Origin of the sequence: Aliivibrio sifiae, assembly GCF_002954715.1 — a bacterium.
Lineage (GTDB): Bacteria > Pseudomonadota > Gammaproteobacteria > Enterobacterales > Vibrionaceae > Aliivibrio > Aliivibrio sifiae.
On sequence record NZ_MSCP01000001.1, the window covers coordinates 56,868 to 79,209 of the forward strand.

Here is a 22,342-nt window from a genome sequence, read left to right on the forward strand (position 1 = left end):
TTGCTTTCACACTGTTAACATATATGTAAAATAAAGTCAGTCTGAAAACAATACTAGAACATCGGTCAGCCTGTTAGGGAAATGACTATAACGAGGTCAAAATGAGCAAAGAAATTAAAGCCCAAGTTGTGGTACTTGGTGCCGGTCCTGCTGGTTACTCTGCAGCATTCCGTTGTGCAGATTTAGGTTTAGAAACAGTTATCGTTGAACGTTACAACACACTTGGTGGTGTATGTTTAAACGTTGGTTGTATCCCATCAAAAGCATTACTTCACGTAGCTAAAGTTATTGAAGAAGCAAAAGCGATGGCAGATCACGGCATCGTATTTGGTGAGCCTCAAACGGACATCGATAAGATCCGTTTATGGAAAGAAAAAGTAGTTACTCAACTGACTGGCGGTCTTGGCGGTATGGCTAAGATGCGTAAAGTAACAGTAGTTAATGGTCTTGGTAAATTTACTGGCGCTAACACTATTGAAGTAACTGGTGAAGATGGCAATACAACAATCAATTTTGATAATGCGATTGTTGCTGCGGGTTCTCGTCCAATTAAACTGCCGTTCATTCCTCATGAAGACCCACGTATTTGGGATTCAACGGATGCACTTGAGCTTAAAGAAGTTCCTAAGAAACTGCTTATCATGGGTGGTGGTATCATCGGCCTAGAAATGGGTACGGTTTATCACGCGCTGGGTTCTCAAGTTGACGTTGTTGAGATGTTTGACCAAGTAATCCCTGCTGCAGATAAAGATATCGTTAAAGTTTATACTAAGCGTATTAAAAACAAGTTTAACCTAATGCTTGAAACGAAAGTGACAGCAGTTGAAGCGAAAGAAGATGGTATCTACGTTTCAATGGAAGGCAAAAAAGCACCAGCAGAAGCTGAGCGCTATGATGCTGTTCTTGTTGCAATCGGTCGTGTTCCAAACGGTAGTTTACTAGACGCTGAGAAAGCGGGTGTTGCTGTTGATGAACGTGGTTTCATTAATGTTGATAAGCAAATGCGTACTAACGTACCTCATATTCACGCTATTGGTGATATCGTAGGTCAACCTATGCTTGCTCACAAAGGTGTGCATGAAGGTCATGTAGCTGCTGAAGTTATTTCTGGTAAGAAGCACTACTTCGACCCTAAAGTAATTCCTTCAATTGCTTATACTGAGCCAGAAGTCGCTTGGGTTGGTAAAACAGAGAAAGAAGCAAAAGCTGAAGGTATTAATTACGAAGCTGCAAGCTTCCCTTGGGCTGCATCAGGTCGTGCAATCGCTTCAGATTGTGCTGATGGTCTAACTAAGCTTCTTTTTGATAAAGACACTAACCGTGTTATCGGTGGTGCAATAGTTGGTACTAATGCTGGTGAACTTCTTGGCGAAATCGGCCTTGCAATTGAGATGGGTTGTGACGCTGAAGATATCGCATTAACTATCCACGCTCACCCAACATTGCATGAATCAATTGGTATGGCTGCTGAAATTTATGAAGGTTCTATTACTGACCTTCCAAATGCAAAAGCAGTGAAGAGAAAAAAATAATTTTCTCTCAAACCATTAGAGTTTAAATATAAAAAAACCGCTGATTAATCAGCGGTTTTTTATTATCTACTTTCTGAGTTCTGAATATTATTTATAAATACACAGCATATTTAAGAAGCAGTTAGCCGTATCTTCAAGCTCTTCAGCGGTGTGCTTACGGTTTGCTTGAATAAATACGGTATAACAGATGCCGTGAAGCATTTTTGTTAAATTCTCAGGCGTATGATCATTACATACTTCATTGCGTTCAATGCCTTCAGCAAACATAGTACGAATGATCTTTTGATTATTCACCTGCGTGCTCAAGAAAAGAGGCCATACTTCTTCGCGAGTGGAAGTGCTCCATTCAAACCAAACTTTAATCCACTTATTATCAGATTGAACAGTATCAATAATGTTCATTAATAATGTGCTAAGGTTTGAACGAACATCAACATCAAGAGAAATTGAGTCTTTAACGAATTGATGGAATTGTTCTTCTACTTTATTTAATACATCATCAACAAGATCTTCTCTTGTCGGGAAATAATTAAATACCGTTGCTACTGATACTTGCGCTATTTCAGCAACATCAGCATGGCCGCCACGACCAATACCACGTTGTGAAAATACTTCAATTGCAATATCAAGTAGTTGTTCTTTACGCTTTTCTGGAGACAGCCTTGTTCTAGGCCTTTTTTGGATCGTATCCATTTTATTATATCCTTGCCAACAAATTATTATTTTATATAGGGTTTTATTATTATTATGCTCAATAACTTTACATAAGGCTGCTTATATATTCAACAAATATTCACCTTATCAATTAAAAATATGACGAACTTAAAGGTTATTTATAAAAAATTGCAATGGTTTACCGTATTAATCGTTTGGATTTTAATTGATTTTATAAAATGAGCCGATTAATCACAAAGTGGTATGAAAAACTTTTGTAATTCGACACATGTCATTCGTGGTTTTGTTGTAAACTATATAGGTCTAAATCCTACCGAGGGTAGGTTCAACGAATAAGTGAGATGGTATGAAACATACAGTAGAAGTGATGATCTCTGAACAAGAGGTAAGTCAGCGAGTTAAAGAATTAGGCCAACAAATATCTGAGCATTATAAAGAATCAGAAGGCCTAGTAATGGTTGGTTTATTACGTGGTTCATTTGTATTTATGGCCGACTTAGCTCGTGCTATTGAAGCGCCGATGACGGTTGATTTCATGACTGCATCAAGCTATGGCAATAGTATGGAAAGCACTCGTGATGTTCGAATCTTAAAAGATCTTGATGATGACATTAAAGGTAAAGATGTTTTATTAGTTGAGGATATTATTGATACAGGTAATACCTTGAGTAAAGTATGCGAGATCTTATCTATTCGTGAGCCAAACTCGATTGCTATTTGTACTTTACTTGATAAACCTTCTCGTCGTGAAGTTGATGTTAAAGTTGATTGGATTGGCTTTTCTATTCCGGATGAATTTGTTGTTGGTGTCGGTATCGACTATGCACAGAAATACCGTAATTTACCTTATATTGGTAAAGTAGTACCTCAATAATAAATATTGGATATAATTAAACAAATTATTAAAGGCGGGGGATACATCAGTATTTTCCGTTTTTTTATTATCTATAGAACTGCTGATTATAATATATAGCTAAAAATAGGGCGGTTTGGATATATACAAAATATTTACTAAGTAAATAACCAAGTCAATTCAATATATCAGTGTGTTTATTTTGTTTTATTTTTGTTGATGATTTGTGCTTGATTATTAATCGCTAGCGGTTACAATTTAACCGTAAATCAAATTTACAACTTACCTATTTATAGAATTAATTTTAAGTTTTAGGAGGTCAACATGACAGTTATTCATTCATACAAAATGTGTTGCGCCACCATTACATCGTTTACGCCTGTTAACGATCTAACTTTATAATTAATTCGTAACCTTCTTGGCTGCGAATATTGCGGCTATCTAAGAAGGTATATTCCTATCTTGTTTATTTTAGTCGCGTTATTTCTAGCTATATTTTGGAGAAATATTATGCGTCATTCATTATATCTACATTTAGCTACTTTATTAATTAAAGCCGATTTTGCACGAGAAGAGCGCGAATGGAAGCGAAGAATTCGTAAGGTTCAATATGAAATCCCATGGGGAAATGAATACCTTTTAAAAGACATAGGTTTACATGTTGATGGCCGAACAATTAGTGATCTTGAAGTTCCTGAAATTAAAGCTGAACGTCAAGTTCGTCATCTTCGTCGACTCATACGTTTGCGAATAACAACGTAATAAAAAGCCAGAGAAAGAAGATGTGAATACTTTCTCTGGCTAAATTTCTTGGTGATAAAGGACGAGTTGATTCGTTTTTTATCACCCATTATTCACATGAGTGATTACAGACATTGCTGCTTGGTAGGATATCTCTAATGACTCACGACTATGGCCTTTAACTCCAAGGTCATTTAGGACACCATCACCCATACCATATACAACTCCGTGCACCTGAACGTCTTGACCTCGTTCCCAGGCAGTTTGCATGACGGTTGAATTACCTACGTTATAAACTTGCTCTGCAACATTTATTTCGCACAATTTATCACCCCATTTTTCTCGAGGGATTTGACCAAATACGGTTCGATGTTTTAGATATAAATCTCTAATGTGAAGTAACCAGTTATTGATTAATCCTAACGGTGGATTTTCGATAGCAGCATTAACACCGCCACATCCATAATGACCACAAACAATGATGTGTTTTATTTTTAATACATCGACAGCATATTGCAATACGGATAAGCAGTTTAGATCGGTATGAATTACTTGGTTCGCTACATTACGGTGGACAAATAACTCTCCTGAGTGAAGTCCTGTTAAACGCTCTGCAGGAACTCTACTATCTGAGCAACCAATCCATAGGAACCCTGGATTTTGTCCTTCCTCAAGTTGGGCAAAATATTCTGGACGCCCAGCTTTAATTGATTTCGCCCATTTAGAATTGTTTTCAAAAAGCTCTTTGATCTCTGGCATTTTAAATTTTTCATCCCTTAAATACATAAGAAGAAGGGGTTTTACCTAAACTTCTTTCTGTTAAAAACGTCAACAGGTTTATTTACTATACACAATGTTACAATTTCAATCTGCTAAAAAGTTACTCTAAAAGCACTCATCTGAGGAGTAGAAGCTTGAAATAAGGCGCTTTATGGTGAGTATTAGATAAATAGGACATAAGGAAACGTGAATGGTTCTAATTAACTATTATGAGAGGTAAGTTACATTTGTTAAATTAAGCATCTTATCTTTGAGTTCATTATTTATTGCAGGGAGTGATTTGTGTTTGGGCAACGATTTGAAAATATAAATCTAAAAGGTGATCTGTTTGGTGGTGTTACAACGGCTATCATTTCATTACCATTAGCGCTGGCATTTGGTGTTGCTTCAGGAGCAGGAGCTGAGGCGGGTCTCTGGGGCGCAATAATGGTCGGTTTTTTTGCGTCCTTATTCGGTGGGTCTTCAACATTGATCTCTGAACCTACCGGGCCAATGACCGTTATTATGACTGCTGTATTAACCAGTATGGTTGCAAAGTATCCAGAGTCAGGCATTGCAATGACTTTTACTGTAGTAATGATGGCAGGTGCTTTTCAAATATTATTGGGGACATTAAAACTAGGTAAGTACATTACATTAATGCCCTATAGCGTTATCTCTGGGTTTATGTCTGGCATTGGTATTATTTTAATTATCTTGCAGCTCTCTCCGTTATTAGGTCATGCAGCTCCGGCTGGTGGTGTTCTTGGCACTCTTGGTGCCTTACCTGAAACATTAAGTCATTTAGATATAAAAGAGCTGTTTCTTGGCTTATTAACGCTTGTGGTTTTATTTCTTTTCCCAGAAAAGTATAGGAAGTTTGTTCCTGCACAGCTAGTTGCTTTAGTTGCTGTGACTCTTATCTCAATCATTATTTTTGATATGGATTCTATTCGCCGTATTGGTGAAATACCTGCCGGTTTGCCTTCTATTGTTATTCCCACAATTAATAGTGATATGTTTATGACCATGGTGATTGATGCACTTGTTTTGGGAACATTAGGGTGTATTGATACATTGCTAACCGCAGTTATAGGAGATTCTTTAACTCGTAAAGAGCATGATTCTGATAAAGAATTACGAGGCCAAGGTTTAGCTAATATGATCTCTGGGCTATTTGGGGCTTTACCGGGGGCTGGTGCAACAATGGGAACGGTAACGAATATTCAAGTTGGCGCTCGCTCTCCATTATCTGGCGTATTTAGAGCTGCAGTACTGGCTTTAGTCGTATTAGTCGCTGGTGGGTTAACAGAACCGATTCCAATGACGGTATTGGCAGGTATTGCTGTTTATGTTGGTTTTAATATTCTTGATTGGAGTTTTATTCAACGAGCTCATAAAGTCAGTTTTGCGGGCATGGCGATCATGTATGGCGTAATGCTATTGACTGTATTTGTTGATTTGATTGTGGCTGTTGGTCTTGGTGTTTTTATTTCAAACATCATCATTATCGAAAGGTTGAGTCGTGAACAAGCAAGACAAGTTAAAGCGATTAGTGATGCCGATGAAGACGATGTGCCTCTAACAGATAGTGAAAGAGCGCTGCTTGATAAGGCAAACGGAAAAGTATTGTTCTTTTATCTATCAGGTCCAATGATCTTTAGTGTATCAAAGGCGATTTCACGTCAACATAGTAGTATTTCTGACTATGAGGTGATGATCTTAGATTTAACTGATGTGCCGATGATTGATGTTACTGTTGGTTTAGCCTTAGAGAATGCAATTAAAGATGCGTTGGATACAGATTGCCAAGTGTACTTACTATGTCCTAATGAGAATACGAGAATGCAGTTAGAAAAATTCCATATATTAGATTTAATTCCGGAGCAAAAAACCTATTCTTTCCGTTATGAAGCTCTCAAGTCTGCGGTAAAGCAAGTCTCACCCATTATGAACTAAGCTTGTATATTAAATCTTAAAAATGGCTGAATATTATATTCAGCCATTTTTATTTATACGATTTATTTTTGATGCTTGGGTGTGTTTAACATTAGATTGCTTTGATTAATCGTAAGCATGCAATTGCATTCATCGTAATTCAACGATAAGCTAGGTATATTAATAGATGCTAATCTAAGTGATGGGTAAAATATGTACGCATTAGAAATAGAACAATTACGTAAAACCTACGCCGATGGTTTTGAAGCGTTAAAAGGCATAGATCTAACAGTTAAGAACGGTGACTTCTATGCATTGCTAGGCCCAAATGGAGCGGGTAAGTCAACGACTATTGGGGTTATTAGTTCACTTGTGAATAAAACCTCTGGCCGAGTTAAGGTGTTTGGTTATGACATTGATACTCATTTGGTTCAAGCAAAACAACAGATTGGATTAGTGCCTCAAGAATTTAATTTTAATCCATTTGAAACAGTACAACAGATAGTTATACAACAAGCTGGTTATTACGGTGTGTCTCGCTCTCTTGCTAAAGAAAGAGCAAAAAAATACTTATCTCAGCTTGATCTTTGGGATAAAAAAGATGATCGTGCGCGTAATTTATCTGGTGGTATGAAACGTCGATTAATGATTGCTCGTGCATTAATGCATGAGCCTAAATTACTTATTCTTGATGAACCAACCGCTGGTGTTGATATTGAACTGCGTCGTTCTATGTGGGAGTTTTTAAAGCAAATTAATGAACAAGGCGTTACGATTATCCTGACAACGCATTACCTTGAAGAAGCTGAAATGCTGTGTCGTAATATCGGTATTATTAATAAGGGGGAGGTGATTGAAAATACCTCGATGAAATCGCTACTTAATAAACTTCAAGTGGAAACCTTTATTTTAGATTTGGCAGAAGGTAGCCCTATCCCTCAACTGGAGGGGGCTAAAGTATCAAGCAGTAAAGAAGGCTCGATAGAGGTAGAAATCGATAAATCTCAAGGATTGAATTACCTTTTTGAGCAATTGAATCATCAAGGTGTCAATGTACTTTCTATGAGAAATAAAGCGAATCGATTAGAAGAATTGTTCGTAAGCATTGTTCGTAATGGAGAAGCTAAATAATGATGAATCTATATTGGACGGCATTCAAAAGCCTTATATCTAAAGAGATAAATCGATTCACTCGAATTTGGGTCCAAACACTAGTACCACCAGCAATTACCATGACGTTATATTTTATCATTTTTGGTAATTTGATTGGCTCGCGTATTGGTGAAATGAGTGGCTTTAGTTATATGGAATATATTGTTCCAGGTTTGATCATGATGTCAGTTATCACTAACTCTTACTCGAATGTTGCTTCTTCTTTCTTTAGTGCTAAGTTCCAAAAAAACATAGAGGAGTTACTTGTTGCTCCTGTGCCTAATTACATCATTATTGCAGGATTTGTTGGCGGTGGTGTTGTGCGTGGGCTATTGGTTGGTGCCTTAGTGACTTGTGTATCCTTGTTTTTTGTTGATATTCAAATTGCTCATCTTGGTGTGATAATGCTAACGGTATTAATGACATCAATTGTGTTCTCTTTAGGTGGATTAATTAATGCTGTTTTTGCGAGAACATTTGATGATATTAGTATTATCCCTACCTTTATTCTAACGCCATTAACATATTTGGGTGGTGTATTTTACTCAATCAATTTATTGCCTGAGTTTTGGCAAGGAGTATCAAAGTTAAACCCAATTGTTTATATGGTGAACGCTTTCCGTTATGGATTTTTAGGTGTATCGGATGTGGGTATCGGAACTGCTTTTGCTGTGTTATCGATTTTTATTCTTGCTTTGTACGCCATTGCTTTGCGTTTAATATCAAAGGGAACCGGTTTAAGAAGCTAGGGATATGTTTTAAAAAAGGGCTGATGATTCATAATCATCAGCCCTTTTAATATGGTAGTAGAATCAGAGTTATTCTTCTGTTTCTTCTTCACTTGGTGCAATATACAGTTCAACAACTAAGTTATCTATTAATCGAACTTGACCAAGAAATGCCGCCATTAAGATGACAGCTTGAGTCGTTTCTTCTGTTGGTTCTTGCAGTGTTCTTGCATCACGAATAAATATTTCGTCTGGCAGTAGATCTGCTGCTCGCAATTGATCATTTGCATCTTCAATTAGTGAAGCGTAATCATTACGACCACCGCGCATTTGACTGCTGATCCAACGCATAGTACGAGCTAAAACAGGTGCTCGTTGACGTTCATTTAATGTCAGAAGATTATTGCGAGAGCTCATGGCTAAGCTATCCATTTCACGAACAGTCGCGACTCCAACGATATCTATATCTAAAGCCATATCAATAACCATTTGACGTATAAGCGCTAATTGTTGAAAGTCTTTTTCACCAAAGCAAGCAACGTCAGGTTGAACGATATTAAACAACTTATTTACAACGGTAGAAACGCCTTTAAAGTGCCCAGGACGCGAAGCTCCCTCCAAGATCGTTGAGATAAAAGGAACATCAACCGTTGTTTGCTTATCTAACCCTTCTGGATACATGATTTCAGGTGTAGGAGTAAAAACTAAATCTACTTTTTCAGCCGTTAGTTTTTCTACGTCGTCATCCAGAGTGCGAGGATAGTTAGTTAAATCATCAACATTGTTAAATTGCATTGGGTTAACAAAAATACTTGTAACAACAATATCTGCGTGTTCGCGTGCTGTGCGAACTAGCGTAAGATGACCTTCATGCAGATTGCCCATGGTAGGAACAAAAGCAATACGCTTGCCTTCGCGTTTCCACGCTTTAATCTGCTCACGTAATGGCAGAATTTCAGAAAAAATGTCCATTACGTTCCTTAATTAAATGTATGTTCAGCAGCAGGGAATAAACCTTGCTCAACATCTTGAATGTATTTAGTTACCGCAGTGCACATATCACCCGTTTCAGCTAAGAAGTTCTTAGAGAATTTAGGCATGTAGTTCGCAGAGATACCAAACATATCGTGCATAACTAAGATTTGACCATCGGTGCTATTTCCTGCACCAATCCCAATTACTGGCACTCTACATGCTTTTGTGATGCGCTCAGCAAGCGAAGCTGGAACACACTCAAGTAAAATAATTTGAGCCCCTGCTTTTTCAAGCGTTAATGCATCTTTTACCATTTGATCTGCTTTTTCTTGATCACGACCTTGGATTTTAAAACCACCAAAAATGTTCACTGATTGAGGTGTTAAACCAAGATGTGCACAAACAGGTACTGCGCGTTCAGCAAGGATACTTATTGTTTCCGCTATCCATTCACCACCTTCAATTTTTACCATGTTAGCGCCGGCTTGCATTAATTTAGCAGCATTCTTACAGGCTTGTTGAGGGGTTGCGTAGCTCATGAATGGCATATCAGCCATAACTAAGCTATTTGGGCTCCCTGCGCGGACACAGCGAGTATGGTAAGCGATCTCTTCGGTTGTTACTGGCAATGTGTCACTTTTACCTTGTAATACCATTCCTAATGAATCTCCAACTAATAAAACAGGCATTTCTTGCTGTTCAAATAATTGAGAGAAGCTAGCATCGTAAGCGGTTACTGTTGCAAACTTACGACCTTCTTGCTTCCATTTCATTAAGTCATTAATAGAGATTTTTTTCATTAAACATCCTTACTAGAAGCGATTACGCTTTCCAGATAGTTAAGCCATTTCTCTCTACTTGTGTAAGCAGTTGAGAAAGCATGGTTCCATCAGGAAAGGTTAAATCGTTATAAATTTCTGCGAGCGGATAAAGAACAAACTCACGTTCTTTCATGCCGTAATGAGGCACAGTCAATCGCTCATTGTCGATCGTTTGATCGCCAAATAAAATAATATCGAGATCGAGGGTTCTTGGTCCCCAACGTTCATCTTTACGAACACGACCTTGCTCAAGCTCAATCTTTTGAGTGAGGTCAAGTAGGTCAAGTGGTTCAAGGTTTGTTTCAAGTTCAACAACAGCATTAATGTAATCTGGTTGATCTTGAGGGCCCATTGGAGAGCTACTGTAAAGTGAAGAAGTTGCTGTCACTTTAGAGTTTGGCAGGTGGTGAAGTGCTTCAATCGCAACTTTCGCCTGCTCTACTGGGTTCCCAAGATTACTCCCAATTGCAATAATTACTTTGATCATGAGTCGTTATTTGCTCTTTTTTTCTTACGATATGGGCTGCGGCGTTTGCGGGTACCTGTAGAACGACCACCATGCAAACCTTGGATCATATTGTTACGATGTGGGGCTGGCGCATCTTGGAACTCTGTCCACCAATCAGCTAAAGCTTTCACATCTCCGCCTTCGACGGTTCCACGCATTTCTAAAAAGTCATAGGCAGCACGGAACTTTTGTTGCTCGATAAGAACAAAAGCACGCTTGCCATTACGACGAGGAAGGCGAAGTTGAAGTTGCCAAACGTCACGAATAGTTGCAGTTAGTCTTCGTGGTATAGCGGTACTTTTAACTTGAATATCAAGCATGATATTAGACGCTTCCATAATAGATTCGTAGTGATCATACTTTGGATTTTCATCTTGCACTTCTTGCGCTTTAGCCGTTAACGGATACCACAACATAGCAGCAAACATAAAGGCAGGATTAACGCGTTTACCACTATTAATACGTTTGTCTGTTGAGCGTAATACTAATTCGATCATTTGTTCTGTTGAGCTATCACCTTCTTCAGTTAAGAAAGGGGTAAGCGCAGGGAACAATTGCTGGAATAAATTAAATTTACGTAGCATATGGTAGGTATTTAGCCCTTTACCAGCTTGCAATAATTTTAATGACTCTTCAAATAAACGAGCTGCGGGGATATCACGTAATAGTGGTGACAACTCAACCATTGGTTCTGCCGTTTTATCACAGATAGTCATATCTAATTTAGCTGCAAAGCGAACGGCTCGAAGCATACGAACTGGATCTTCACGGTAACGTGTTTCAGGATCGCCAATTAAACGAACAATACCATTATTTAAGTCTTCAATACCGTTGGCATAGTCATGAATTGAATAGTCAGCAATATTGTAATACATCGCATTAATTGTGAAATCACGACGCTGTGCATCTTCTTCAACAGTGCCATACACGTTATCGCGTAATAGCATGCCTTCTTTAGATTGAGATGAGATGTTTTTCTTCTCTGACTCTTCTTCTTTATGGTGGCCACGGAAAGTAGCGACTTCAATGACGTCTCTGCCAAAAAGAATATGAGCTAGACGGAATCGACGACCAATTAATCGACAATTTCTGAATAGTTTTTTGATTTGCTCTGGCGTGGCATTTGTGGCGATATCGAAGTCTTTAGGCTCTTGACCTAGAAGAATATCGCGCACACCTCCACCTACTAGATAGGCGTCATATCCAGCATTGCTTAAACGGTAAAGTACTTTTAGCGCATTATCGCTAAGATCTTTACGTGAAATATTATGTTCTTGGCGTGTGATTACGTTCAGTTTCAAATCCTCTGTAGAGCAAATATCACTGTTGTTTTTGAGTAAATTACGACAAAAACGGGCAACTTGATTAAAGATAATTTACCTCGATATTCAAGTGAGCAGTCAAAAATAGGCGCACATCATAGCTTAAATTGCAGGTTTTGAGAATGGGGTAGTGATCTCGAGCCCAGTTGGAAGCTGTTTTAGTTGCCAATTTTTGATTGCCCATTGAAAAATTTCATTCAATGTGGCGGTTTCTATGTCCTTTGGTAAGGAAAAACCTAAAAATTGTAACGCAGCAAGTAATGTTGGTTTTGGATCCGCGTTATCAATAGCAGGAGCATAGTTTTGTTTTGATAGTTTATTCCCTGAGTCATCAACAGCAAGGGGTAAGTGAAGATAACTGACTTCTTTTTTACCTAATTGACGATAAAGAGATATTTGGCGCCCTGTGGGTTCAATCAAATCAGCTCCACGAACGACTTCTGTTATTCCCTGTTCAATATCATCCAGTACAACTGCTAGATTATAAGCAAATAAACCATCTCGGCGTTTGATAATAAAATCTTCTTGGGCTAATTGAGATGGTATTTGAATGGTGCCATGCTTAATATCAGAAAATGATTCAATAGGATGCTGCATAACAAGACGGACGGATGCGTTCTCTTCTGAGAGTTGCTTATGTTTGCAACGCCCCAAATAAAACCCACCATCTGCTTTTATTTGTTTACGAGTGCATTGACAGAAATACGCGTTGCACTGTTTAATCCATTGGTCAATTTGAGATTGATAAAGGTCATGCCTTTGGCTCTGATAAACAATCTCTCCATCCCATTCAAATCCATAGTTTTCTAAAGTTTCGATAATTAGGTCTGACGCCCCTACAATCTCTCGAGGAGGGTCCAAATCTTCAATACGAACCAACCACTGGCCTTGTTGAGATTTTGCTTGTAAATAACTGCCTAAAGCAGCAACAAGAGAACCAAAATGTAGTGGGCCTGATGGCGATGGCGCAAAGCGACCTATGTATTGAGTTGTCATAGTCTTTCACAGAATAAACGTAAAAAAGGGAGCTATTGCTCCCTTTTTATTATGCTGATTGGTATTAGCCAGCCATTTGCTTTTCTTTGATTTCTGCAAGTGTTTTACAGTCAATACAAAGGTCAGCAGTTGGACGCGCTTCTAAGCGACGAATACCGATTTCAACACCACAAGAATCACAGAATCCGAAATCTTCTTCTTCGATTTTGTTAAGTGTTTTTTCAATTTTTTTAATTAGACGGCGTTCACGATCACGGTTACGCAGTTCTAAACTAAATTCTTCTTCTTGAGCAGCACGATCGACAGGATCTGGGAAATTAGCTGCTTCATCTTTCATATGGTTCACAGTGCGCTCAACTTCTTCCCTAAGTTGGTTACGCCAAGCTTCTAGAATCTTCGTAAAGTGTTCGATTTGGGCTGGGCCCATGTACTCTTCACCAGTTTTTTCCTGGTAAGGTTCAACACCAGCGATAGCTAGAATACCTAGCGTTCTTTTTGTATTGCTCTCTGGCATTACAGCTTCTCCTAAAAACATCTTTGACTCTCACTAGCCAAATGAGGGCGCTATCTATAACAGAAAGAAAAGGGGCAATCAAATATTCAATTCATCAATTGAGACTTAGTAGCAAGAACGTAGCACTTTTCTTAAAAAGAATGTAAATATTGCTTATTTTAAGCAACTAAACACAAAAAGGTAGCTTGCGTACGATCTTCATCTCTTTTGACGACATCTCTGCTTGGTAACAGAGAACAGTAACCCCACTTTCAATCGCATCAATTAATAAAGAATAATATTGTTGGTCTATATGGTGTGCGATTGATACTTTTTCAATCCCTGAATGCAAAACAGCGAAAAATAATATCGATTTATGACCATTTTTCGCCATTTCACTCAATTCTCTGAGGTGTTTTTGACCTCGAGTAGTGACTGCATCTGGAAAATAACCTTGTCCTGCTTTGTCTAATAAAGTGACGCTCTTTACTTCAATATAGCAGTCAGGTAATGAATCTTCACTAAGAAGAATATCAATACGGCTATTTTCTGTGCCATATTTCACTTCTGTCTTAAGTGTGTTGTATTCATTTAGCTCATCAACTTGTTTATTTTGAATTGCTTCAACGACGAGTTGATTCGCTCTAACGGTATTAACGCATATTGTGTGATTCTTTTCTGTGACGCTTAACTCCCAACTATTAGGATATTTGCGCTTTAGATTACTGGATGTCGAAAAAAACACCGTATTTCCAGGGGTTGCACAACCAGTCATCGCGCCTGTGTTAGCACAATGGATAGTTCGCTCGCTTTTATCTGGTAATTCAATGTCAGTTAAAAAGCGTTTATAGCGTTTTATTAACACTCCAGATTCTAATTTAGGTTCAAATTTCATTTAACTACTGTTTTTTTGTACAATGGTTTAATTCGAGATAATGCCATAAGGCGAAACCATTGTCACAGTTACCTATTGAAAGAGTGATCCCATCATTAATTGAAGGGCTACGTCATCATTCTCAAATTATTTTAAAAGCATCTACAGGAGCGGGAAAATCAACGCACTTACCTTTAATGCTATTAAAAGAAAATGTGATTGAAGGTAAGATCATTATGTTAGAACCTAGGCGGTTGGCTGCACGAAATATAGCTAATTATCTGGCATCTCAACTTGGTGAGTCAGTGGGGGAGCAAGTTGGCTTTAGAGTGAGAGGTGAGACTAAAGTCAGTTCAAAGACTCGCTTAGAGATAGTCACTGAAGGAGTGATGACTCGAATGCTCCAAGCTGATCCTGAATTATCGGGGGTAGGGCTATTAATATTTGATGAATACCATGAACGTAGTTTACATGCAGACACTTCTTTAGCTTTTTCTCTTGAGGTTCAGGAAGCTTTAAGGGATGACTTAAAAATATTAGTGATGTCGGCAACGTTAGATCAAGAATCACTAAAAAGCTTATTACCTATGGCCCTTTATCTTGAATCTGACGGTCGATTGTTTCCTGTTGATACTTCTTATGTGCCTTTAAAAGCGAATCAACGAATAGTGGAAGCGACGGAACTCGCTATTCGTCGGACTCTTACCAATGAGTTAGGTTCGATACTTGTTTTTCTGTCTGGTGTTGGTGAAATAAAGCAGTTAGAAGAACAATTAAAGGATCTTCCTTCCGATATCGTGATTGCCTCACTATATGGTCAGCTTGATCCTAGAAAGCAACAGCAAGCTCTAAAACCTGCGGCTAAAGGGCAACGTAAAGTGGTGTTAGCGACCAATATTGCTGAAACCAGTTTGACGATTGAAGGGATAAGGATTGTTATTGACAGTGGCTATGAACGTAAAGCTACATTTGATGTTAAAACTGGTATTACAAAACTAGAGCAGAGACGTATAGCACAATCATCTGCAGAGCAAAGAAAAGGGCGAGCGGGACGTTTAGAGCCAGGTCTTTGTATTCGTTTATACAGTGAGTCGCAATTTTTGCAACAAGCTTTACTACAGTCACCAGAAATCGAATCTTCTGATTTATCTTCTTTGGTATTGGAGCTTTCTAAATGGGGCGTGACTAATCCGCTTGATTTACAATGGTTAACGCCACCACCAAATGCAAATACGGAACAAGCTCGCTCTTTATTATGTCAATTAGGGTTTATTGATTTACAAGGTCAACTGACAGCCCTTGGTGAGCAATCACAACGATTAGGGCTTGAACCTAGACTTGCGGCTATTATTTTACAAGCGCAACAGCATTCAATTGAACACCTGCATACTGCTTTGTATTTACTTCCTATTATTGAAGAACCTGCAAAATCGATTTCTTCCAAAGATCTGAGTTTTCATCTTTCTTTATTAGTTGATGGTAAGTACCCAAAGCAAGCTTATTATCAACAGCGTATTCAACGTTTAGCTAAATTATTATCCGTAAAAGAAGAGGCCAAACTTGCGTCTATAGATATTATTGGCGAAGTTCTTGCGGTTGGTTTTCCAGAACGATTAGCGATGGCTAAAGGTTCTATAGGGCAATTTCAATTAGCAAATGGTCATGGCGTTCAAATGGATGAAATTGAGTCTATTGCACAAAGTGATTATCTCGTTGTGGTTGACCTATTAAAAGGCAATCAAAATCGGAGTTATGTATTTCTTGCTGCGTCATTATCGAAATCGTCATTAATGGATGTTGCATCTCATTTAATTACAGAAAGTGAATATGTTGATTGGGATGAAAAATCAAGCAGAATGGTGGCTGAAAATAGACGTTATCTAGGTAAGTTAATACTTGAAAGGAAGAGTATAAGTTCACCTGATCCTGACAAAATATCTTTCGCATTACTTAGTATGCTCAAACGAAAAGGCTTGATGTGTTTAGATTGGAATAAAGGCGTTCAAGCTTTACATTCCCGTTTACAGTGCTGCCGTGAGTGGTTACCTGAAATATCTCTCCCTGCTATGCGGGAAAGTGAACTACTTGAGAGTGCTGACGAATGGTTATTGCCTTTTATGAATGGCATTAAAAGTGACAAACAATTGAAGACGATCAACCTTATCGATGCATTAGAAGCCTACGTCGGTTGGGATAAGATAAAGCAGATTAATGAGTATTTCCCGACACATTATTTGCTACCCACAGGGACAAAGGCAAAGATCTGCTATGAGTTGCAATCTGACCCTAAAATTTCAGTTAGAATGCAAGAGGTTTACGGTGAAGCTCAAACGCCGTTATTAGCGAAAGGAACAAAAAAGCTGGTGATGGAGTTATTATCTCCAGCTCAAAGGCCGCTGCAAACGACCAGTGATTTAGCCGGCTTTTGGAATGGCTCATATAAAGAAGTACAAAAAGAAATGAAAGGACGGTATCCAAAACATATTTGGCCAGATGATCCTGCAACTCATCAAGCGACAAAAAAAACAAAACGTCACTTTAATTAATGTTCTCAATTTAAAAGATTTCTCATGGCTGATAAGAAAAAAACACCAGCAAAAGCTGCGCCGAAGAAGGCAACGACAAAAAAGAAAGTTCCAACCAAAAAGAAAACGGTAACTAAAAAGAAAGCGCAATCCTCTCGTTCATTTTGGAAGGGGTTATTGGTGCTGTGTTTTAAGCTAGGCTTGATTTTACTAGCAATCTTAGTTATCGCCGGTATTTATCTAGATACCGTGGTTAAAAAGCGGTTTGATGGGCAATTATTTAGCTTACCGACGGTGGTTTATAGTCGTGTTCTGACATTATCTCCGGGGCAAAGTATTAGCTTACAGTCAGTTAAAAAAGAGTTGGATCTATTAAAGTACCAAAAAGTGAGTCAACCTCAACGATCGGGTGAGTATTCATCATCATCAACAAAAATTGAGTTGATCCGTCGTCCTTTTGAATTTCAACAAGGGCCGGAGCCTGATCGTCATGTCATGTTGTATTTTAATGCAGATGGGTTACAAAAGATTGAAAATAGAACTGCAAAAAAACAAATGGGTTTTTTACAGATAGAACCTCAATTCTTAGGAATGTTAGATGCGGATGATGATCAACAACGTTTGTTCTTACGAAGAGAACAATTCCCTGAGGTGATGGTTGATGCATTATTAGCGACAGAAGATAGAGATTTTTACCAGCATGATGGTGTATCACCGTTAGCGATTGCTCGTGCTGCATTAGTTAATGCAAAAGCAGGAAGGACTGTTCAAGGTGGAAGTACCTTAACTCAGCAATTAGCTAAAAACTTATTTCTATCTAGAGAGCGAACCCTATGGCGTAAAGTTCGTGAAGCCTATATTGCTTTGATACTTGATTATCGTTATAGCAAAGATCGTATTTTAGAAGCGTATTTAAATGAAGTTTATTTAGGACAAACTGGTGGAGAGGCTATTCATGGCTTTGGTTTAGCAGCTCAAGTGTATTTTGGTCGTCCAATTGAAGAGTTGCGTATTGATCAACTTGCAATGTTAGTTGGTATGGTTAAGGGGCCTTCTTATTATAATCCGATGCGTTTCCCTGAAAGAGTAAAAGAGCGTCGAGATTTAGTACTACGCCTTATGATGCAGGAAGATATTTTATCCCCTCATCAATATGAGATGGCTGCTAGTCGCTCTTTGGATGTAAAAAAACGAGCAACGATTGCGACGAGACAACCTGCGTATTTTCAACAATTAAAATGGGAATTGAAAGAAAAGGCTGGGGCTGCATATCAAAAAGGAGAGGGTTTACGTGTATTCACTACACTTGATCCTTTATCTCAACAAAAGGCAGAGCAAGCAGTAGAGAAAAGAATTCCTCAATTAGAAAAGCGAGCGGGTAAAGGTTTAGAAGCGGCTATGGTGGTGGTTGATCGTCAAAGCGGAGAGATCAGAGTAATGATCGGTGGAAGTCGAACTGGATTCGATGGATTCAACCGTGCGATTAATGCTAAGCGTCCAATAGGTTCTTTAGTTAAACCTGCGATCTATTTATCTGCATTAGAAAGCCCTGATAAATTTTCTCTGGCTACTACCTTAGATGATAGAGCAATTTCATTAAAAGGTAGTAAAGGGACAACATGGACACCTCGAAACTTTGATCGTAAATTTAGAGGTGAAGTACCTTTATATTACGCACTTTCTCGTTCGTTGAATGTGCCTACTGTAAATTTAGGGTTAATGGTTGGCTTGAGTAAAGTGACTGATACCTTGGTCAAGCTAGGCGTAGATGCTCAAGAGATTAATCAAGTACCAAGCATGTTGTTAGGGTCTCTCAACTTGTCTCCATATCAAGTAGCTCAGATGTATCAGACTCTTGGGAATGGTGGTAAAAAGGCAAAGTTAACCGCATTAAAGGCTGTGGTTGATAATGACGGGATCTTACTTTATGAAAACTTTCCACGCTCTTCTAGTGTTGTACCGACTCAAGCTGCTTGGTTGACAATTTATGGCATGAAAAAAACGGTCAGTGAAGGAACTGCAAGGTTTTTGAATAGTAAATACAGCTGGGCAGGCTTAGCAGGTAAGACGGGAACGAGTAATGACTCTCGAGACAGTTGGTATGCAGGTATTGATGGCCGAGAAGTTGTTATTACTTGGCTAGGACGTGATGATAATAAACCGATGAAACTAACTGGTTCAAGTGGCGCGTTAAGAGTCTATGCTGATTACCTTGGCTTGCGAACGCCAGAAGCATATCAATTAGCATGGCCGAATGATGTAACAACGGCTGGGTTTGATTTGGAAAGTAATAAAACGTTAGAGCCAAATTGTAGAGGAAACGTAAAGTTACCGATATGGGATAAAAGTGGTCAATACAAAGCAGAGTGTGATAGAAAAAATAGCCCTGCAGCTTGGTTAACGGATATTTTTGGACTATAAATGATACCTAATTATGATTGATATCATAATCGTAATTACGAATGAAAGTGATGTTTGATGTTATCTATCAGTGTTTTGTTTAATGAAACGTTATAAAAACAAGCATTCAGTACGTATTTTCATCAAACGAACTTTTATTTGTAATTATAGGTTGACCTAAAGGCGTAAAAGCCGTTTAATACACCTCGTTGCCCGGATAGCTCAGTCGGTAGAGCAGAGGATTGAAAATCCTCGTGTCGGTGGTTCGATTCCGCCTCCGGGCACCATATTAGATTGTTGGTGCTTAGTAATTTATTAACACGAGCAATAAAAAATTAGTGTGCCGACTTAGCTCAGTAGGTAGAGCAACTGACTTGTAATCAGTAGGTCACCAGTTCGACTCCGGTAGTCGGCACCATTAATTCTCTTTATGAGACGCAACACCTGTTCCCTTTTAGTTCAGTTGGTAGAACGCCGGACTGTTAATCCGTATGTCGCTGGTTCAAGTCCAGCAAAGGGAGCCACATTTAAAGCCTCGTCAGAAATGACGAGGCTTTTTTCGTTTTGGTTATAGAAAATACCTTCATTTAATATTAAGAGATATATTGATCTCTGGATATAAAAAAGGCACACCAAAGTGGTATGCCATTTATAATTAAACTTCGTAATTGATACCGAATCCTGTAATTATCTAATTAATGATATTGGTATAACTAGCTCTTAACTCGAAACTTATTTAGCCAGGTTTCTAAATCATCAGCAAGTTCAGTTAAGGTATGAGTGCTGTCTTTACTTTCAGCAACAACATTTGCTAATTGTTGCCCACTTTCTTCAATCATATTTACTCGTTGAGTAATGTCTTCACTTACATGCCTCTGCTCTTCAGAGGCTGTTGCAATTTGATGACTCATGCTTGATATAGATTCAAGAGCAGTCACAATATGTTGTAAGGCATCAGAAGCATTTTGAGATTCTGAAACAGTGCTTTTACTTGTTTCTGCACAAATTTCCATTGTCGAAATTGCGTTACGAGATCCTTCTTGTAAGTTAGATATCATTTGCTGTATTTCTTTAGTGCTACCTTGAGTTCTTCCTGCAAGATTGCGAACTTCATCTGCTACGACAGCAAAACCACGTCCTTGCTCTCCTGCTCGAGCTGCTTCAATTGCAGCATTTAAAGCAAGTAGGTTGGTCTGTTCTGCAATATCACCAATAACATCAAGCACCTTAACAATATTATTAACTTCACTATCTAACTCGGCGACCGCAGTACTTGCAGTATTCAGTTGTTCTGCTAATCCCTCTATATTATAGACAGTTGCAGTAATTAACTTTTGAGTGCGGAGGCTTTGCTTATCAGCTTCGTCCGTATTCATAGCCGTTTGTTGTGCTGATTCTGCTACATTATTTGCAGAGGAAGCCATTTCAGTTATTGCTGTGGCAATCATTTCGGTTGATTGGTGCTGGCTTTCTGTTAATTGACTCACCGATCCTGATCTTGAATGTACGTCTGCTAGTTCTGCTTTTAAAGCTAACATTGACTGAGTTAGATGTTGAACTAATTCAGCTAATGAAATATTCATTGTTTGAACGGCATGATAAATACTATCTTCAGTTGCTTTAGTATCAAATTGAGTAACTATCTCTCCAGCTGCGACTGTTTGGATAGCGGCATGTACATCTTTTGGTTCGCCGCCTAGTAAAGAGATCATGCGTTTCATCGATATCATTAAAATACTAAAAATTAAACTAGCAATAATAAAAGCTAATCCAAATTGCCATTGAGCTGTAGACCAAAAACGCGAATTTACCTCAGTTTCGCCGATACCGGTACCTACGATCCAATTCCAGTCTTTCGTCTTTTCTGCAATTGATAGTTTTTTATCAATACTACCGTCAGGCATTTTTAATGACCAAGTATATTCAGCTATGCCATTTGGAGTTTTAGATATGGCGTCATCTAAGATTTGTCCAACACTTTGACCTTTACTATCTCTAAACTCGTGGAAACTTGTGCCATGAAGTTGAGGATCAAGAGGGGCAGCTAAGAACATTAAATTATCATCAGCTACGTAAACATATTCATTATCTTTATAAACATTATTCCGTAAGATAGTGATAGTGAGCTCTTTCGCTTTATTTTCTTCAATTCTTCCTTCTCTTACCATTTCTTCCATGTTGGCAATCAAATTATAAGTGGTTTGAAAAAGCTCTGTAACTCGAGCCTTATTGTCGATGGTGCTAGCTACTCGTAATGTCCATAAGCCAGTTGCTGTCATTGTAATCAGAGAAAATAAAATAATGGCAGCAAGAACATATGATTGTGTTTTCAACTTCATGTCGTTTGTCCTAAATATAGTGATTATCCTTAAATTACTAGATCGACCGATAAATAAATAACTTTAAGGAATGCTTTTCTATTACTTGATAGTTTTGACTTATATAACACTAAAGGGGTGTGCGTGTAGATCTAAATCATGATTATCTTTGGTTGTCTAAATAAAGCATGCTTTCATAAAATGGCTGGTTTTAATTGCTTTTGCTTTAAATTGAGATTATTTGAACGTTATACATACAAAGTTTGTGTGTTTTGATTGTTTTTCCTTCGTTTGAATTGAAAGTAGACTTTAATTTAATAAAAGAGCTTGCCAATGTGATCTAACTCTCTATAATGCGACCTCACTGACACGGAGAGCCCATCCCATAAGGGATTCGCAATCAGAGTTAGTAAGATGGTTTAAAAATTAAGTTTCAAATAAGTGCTTGACACTGAGGCTTAAATCGATAAAATGACCGTCCTCTTCACAGAAAAGCGAAAACGCTTTGAAAGTAGAAGAAAAGCTCTTTAACAATTTGAAACCTATTAATCTGTGTGGGCACTTGTGAGTTGATAATCACTAGTTTGCTTTTACTTCTCGAAGTAAGACAAACAAAATAATCAATGAACTGAGTGACTACACAAAATTACTTTTATGTAACAATCAGTATTAATCATTGAGCCGGTTTTGTTTCTGCTTCTCTTTAATAGAAAAGACAGAGCAACCAAAAAA

Annotated in this window: 18 protein-coding genes and 3 tRNA genes; 11 read left to right on the plus strand and 10 right to left on the minus strand. The window is 38.2% G+C overall.

The window, feature by feature from the left end:
- The first annotated feature begins 101 nt into the window (after positions 1-101).
- Positions 102-1,532 carry a dihydrolipoyl dehydrogenase gene (gene lpdA / locus BTO23_RS00265; RefSeq protein ID WP_060994114.1) on the plus strand — a complete coding sequence of 477 codons (1,431 nt, stop codon included), beginning with the start codon at positions 102-104 and terminating at the stop codon, positions 1,530-1,532.
- A gap of 87 nt (positions 1,533-1,619) precedes the next feature.
- Here the strand turns inward: lpdA and BTO23_RS00270 are convergent, their stop codons facing one another.
- Positions 1,620-2,225, minus strand: coding sequence for a TetR/AcrR family transcriptional regulator (locus BTO23_RS00270; RefSeq protein WP_061037450.1), 606 nt, complete (start codon positions 2,223-2,225; stop codon positions 1,620-1,622).
- 328 nt (positions 2,226-2,553) lie between these two features.
- On the opposite strand from BTO23_RS00270, the gene hpt reads away from it, so the two are divergent.
- Together hpt and BTO23_RS00280 are read left to right on the plus strand one after the other, a co-directional pair.
- Entirely contained in the window at positions 2,554-3,081 is a 528-nt protein-coding gene (hpt, locus tag BTO23_RS00275; protein WP_060994116.1) for a hypoxanthine phosphoribosyltransferase, read from the plus strand.
- Positions 3,082-3,570: 489 nt separating this feature from the next.
- Complete coding sequence (locus BTO23_RS00280) at positions 3,571-3,822, plus strand: hypothetical protein (RefSeq protein ID WP_060994117.1); 252 nt, start codon at positions 3,571-3,573, stop codon at positions 3,820-3,822.
- Between the two features lie 81 nt (positions 3,823-3,903).
- Here the strand turns inward: BTO23_RS00280 and can are convergent, their stop codons facing one another.
- A complete protein-coding gene (gene can, locus BTO23_RS00285; RefSeq protein WP_060994118.1) occupies positions 3,904-4,560 on the minus strand; it encodes a carbonate dehydratase in 657 nt (218 codons plus the stop codon).
- A 303-nt stretch (positions 4,561-4,863) separates the two neighbouring features.
- Here can and BTO23_RS00290 point away from each other — a divergent pair, with 303 nt between their 5' ends.
- The 3 genes from BTO23_RS00290 (at position 4,864) to BTO23_RS00300 (ending at position 8,399) form a co-directional block, all read left to right on the plus strand.
- A complete protein-coding gene (locus tag BTO23_RS00290; RefSeq protein ID WP_105062774.1) occupies positions 4,864-6,519 on the plus strand; it encodes a SulP family inorganic anion transporter in 1,656 nt (551 codons plus the stop codon).
- 192 nt (positions 6,520-6,711) lie between these two features.
- A complete protein-coding gene (locus BTO23_RS00295) occupies positions 6,712-7,629 on the plus strand; it encodes an ABC transporter ATP-binding protein (protein WP_105062775.1) in 918 nt (305 codons plus the stop codon).
- Positions 7,629-8,399 (plus strand): ABC transporter permease, encoded by a 771-nt coding sequence (locus tag BTO23_RS00300; RefSeq protein ID WP_061005759.1) that lies wholly within the window; start codon positions 7,629-7,631, stop codon positions 8,397-8,399. The genes BTO23_RS00295 and BTO23_RS00300 overlap by 1 nt, the downstream gene beginning before the upstream one ends.
- A gap of 69 nt (positions 8,400-8,468) precedes the next feature.
- Here BTO23_RS00300 and panC read toward each other — a convergent pair whose 3' ends face one another.
- From panC to sfsA, 7 genes are all read right to left on the minus strand, one after another.
- Positions 8,469-9,350 (minus strand): pantoate--beta-alanine ligase, encoded by an 882-nt coding sequence (gene panC, locus BTO23_RS00305; protein WP_105062776.1) that lies wholly within the window; start codon positions 9,348-9,350, stop codon positions 8,469-8,471.
- Between the two features lie 8 nt (positions 9,351-9,358).
- A complete protein-coding gene (gene panB, locus BTO23_RS00310) occupies positions 9,359-10,153 on the minus strand; it encodes a 3-methyl-2-oxobutanoate hydroxymethyltransferase (RefSeq protein ID WP_105062777.1) in 795 nt (264 codons plus the stop codon).
- Positions 10,154-10,175: 22 nt separating this feature from the next.
- Positions 10,176-10,661, minus strand: a complete 486-nt coding sequence (gene folK / locus BTO23_RS00315) for a 2-amino-4-hydroxy-6-hydroxymethyldihydropteridine diphosphokinase (protein ID WP_061005765.1) — start codon at positions 10,659-10,661, stop codon at positions 10,176-10,178.
- Positions 10,658-11,983: a polynucleotide adenylyltransferase PcnB gene (pcnB, locus tag BTO23_RS00320; protein WP_061014175.1), complete on the minus strand. Its 1,326-nt coding sequence runs from the start codon at positions 11,981-11,983 to the stop codon at positions 10,658-10,660. Before pcnB ends, folK begins: the two co-directional genes overlap by 4 nt.
- Before the next feature lie 123 nt (positions 11,984-12,106).
- Positions 12,107-13,000, minus strand: a complete 894-nt coding sequence (gluQRS, locus tag BTO23_RS00325) for a tRNA glutamyl-Q(34) synthetase GluQRS (RefSeq protein ID WP_060994126.1) — start codon at positions 12,998-13,000, stop codon at positions 12,107-12,109.
- A 64-nt stretch (positions 13,001-13,064) separates the two neighbouring features.
- Entirely contained in the window at positions 13,065-13,514 is a 450-nt protein-coding gene (gene dksA, locus BTO23_RS00330) for an RNA polymerase-binding protein DksA (RefSeq protein ID WP_060994134.1), read from the minus strand.
- 166 nt (positions 13,515-13,680) lie between these two features.
- On the minus strand, positions 13,681-14,388 hold the full coding sequence (sfsA, locus tag BTO23_RS00335; RefSeq protein WP_061005768.1) for a DNA/RNA nuclease SfsA: 708 nt from the start codon (positions 14,386-14,388) through the stop codon (positions 13,681-13,683).
- A 59-nt stretch (positions 14,389-14,447) separates the two neighbouring features.
- Between sfsA and hrpB the strand changes: the two genes are divergently transcribed.
- The 5 genes from hrpB to BTO23_RS00360 all read left to right on the plus strand — a co-directional run bounded on the left by hrpB (position 14,448) and on the right by BTO23_RS00360 (position 19,816).
- On the plus strand, positions 14,448-16,913 hold the full coding sequence (hrpB, locus tag BTO23_RS00340; RefSeq protein ID WP_105062778.1) for an ATP-dependent helicase HrpB: 2,466 nt from the start codon (positions 14,448-14,450) through the stop codon (positions 16,911-16,913).
- A 24-nt stretch (positions 16,914-16,937) separates the two neighbouring features.
- Positions 16,938-19,313, plus strand: coding sequence for a penicillin-binding protein 1B (mrcB, locus tag BTO23_RS00345; protein WP_105062779.1), 2,376 nt, complete (start codon positions 16,938-16,940; stop codon positions 19,311-19,313).
- A 190-nt stretch (positions 19,314-19,503) separates the two neighbouring features.
- Positions 19,504-19,579: transfer RNA gene (locus BTO23_RS00350), tRNA-Phe, on the plus strand.
- A gap of 55 nt (positions 19,580-19,634) precedes the next feature.
- A tRNA-Thr gene (locus tag BTO23_RS00355) sits at positions 19,635-19,710 on the plus strand.
- Between the two features lie 30 nt (positions 19,711-19,740).
- Positions 19,741-19,816: transfer RNA gene (locus tag BTO23_RS00360), tRNA-Asn, on the plus strand.
- A 189-nt stretch (positions 19,817-20,005) separates the two neighbouring features.
- Here BTO23_RS00360 and BTO23_RS00365 read toward each other — a convergent pair.
- Positions 20,006-21,631, minus strand: coding sequence for a methyl-accepting chemotaxis protein (locus BTO23_RS00365; RefSeq protein ID WP_105062780.1), 1,626 nt, complete (start codon positions 21,629-21,631; stop codon positions 20,006-20,008).
- Between the last annotated feature and the right edge of the window lie 711 nt (positions 21,632-22,342).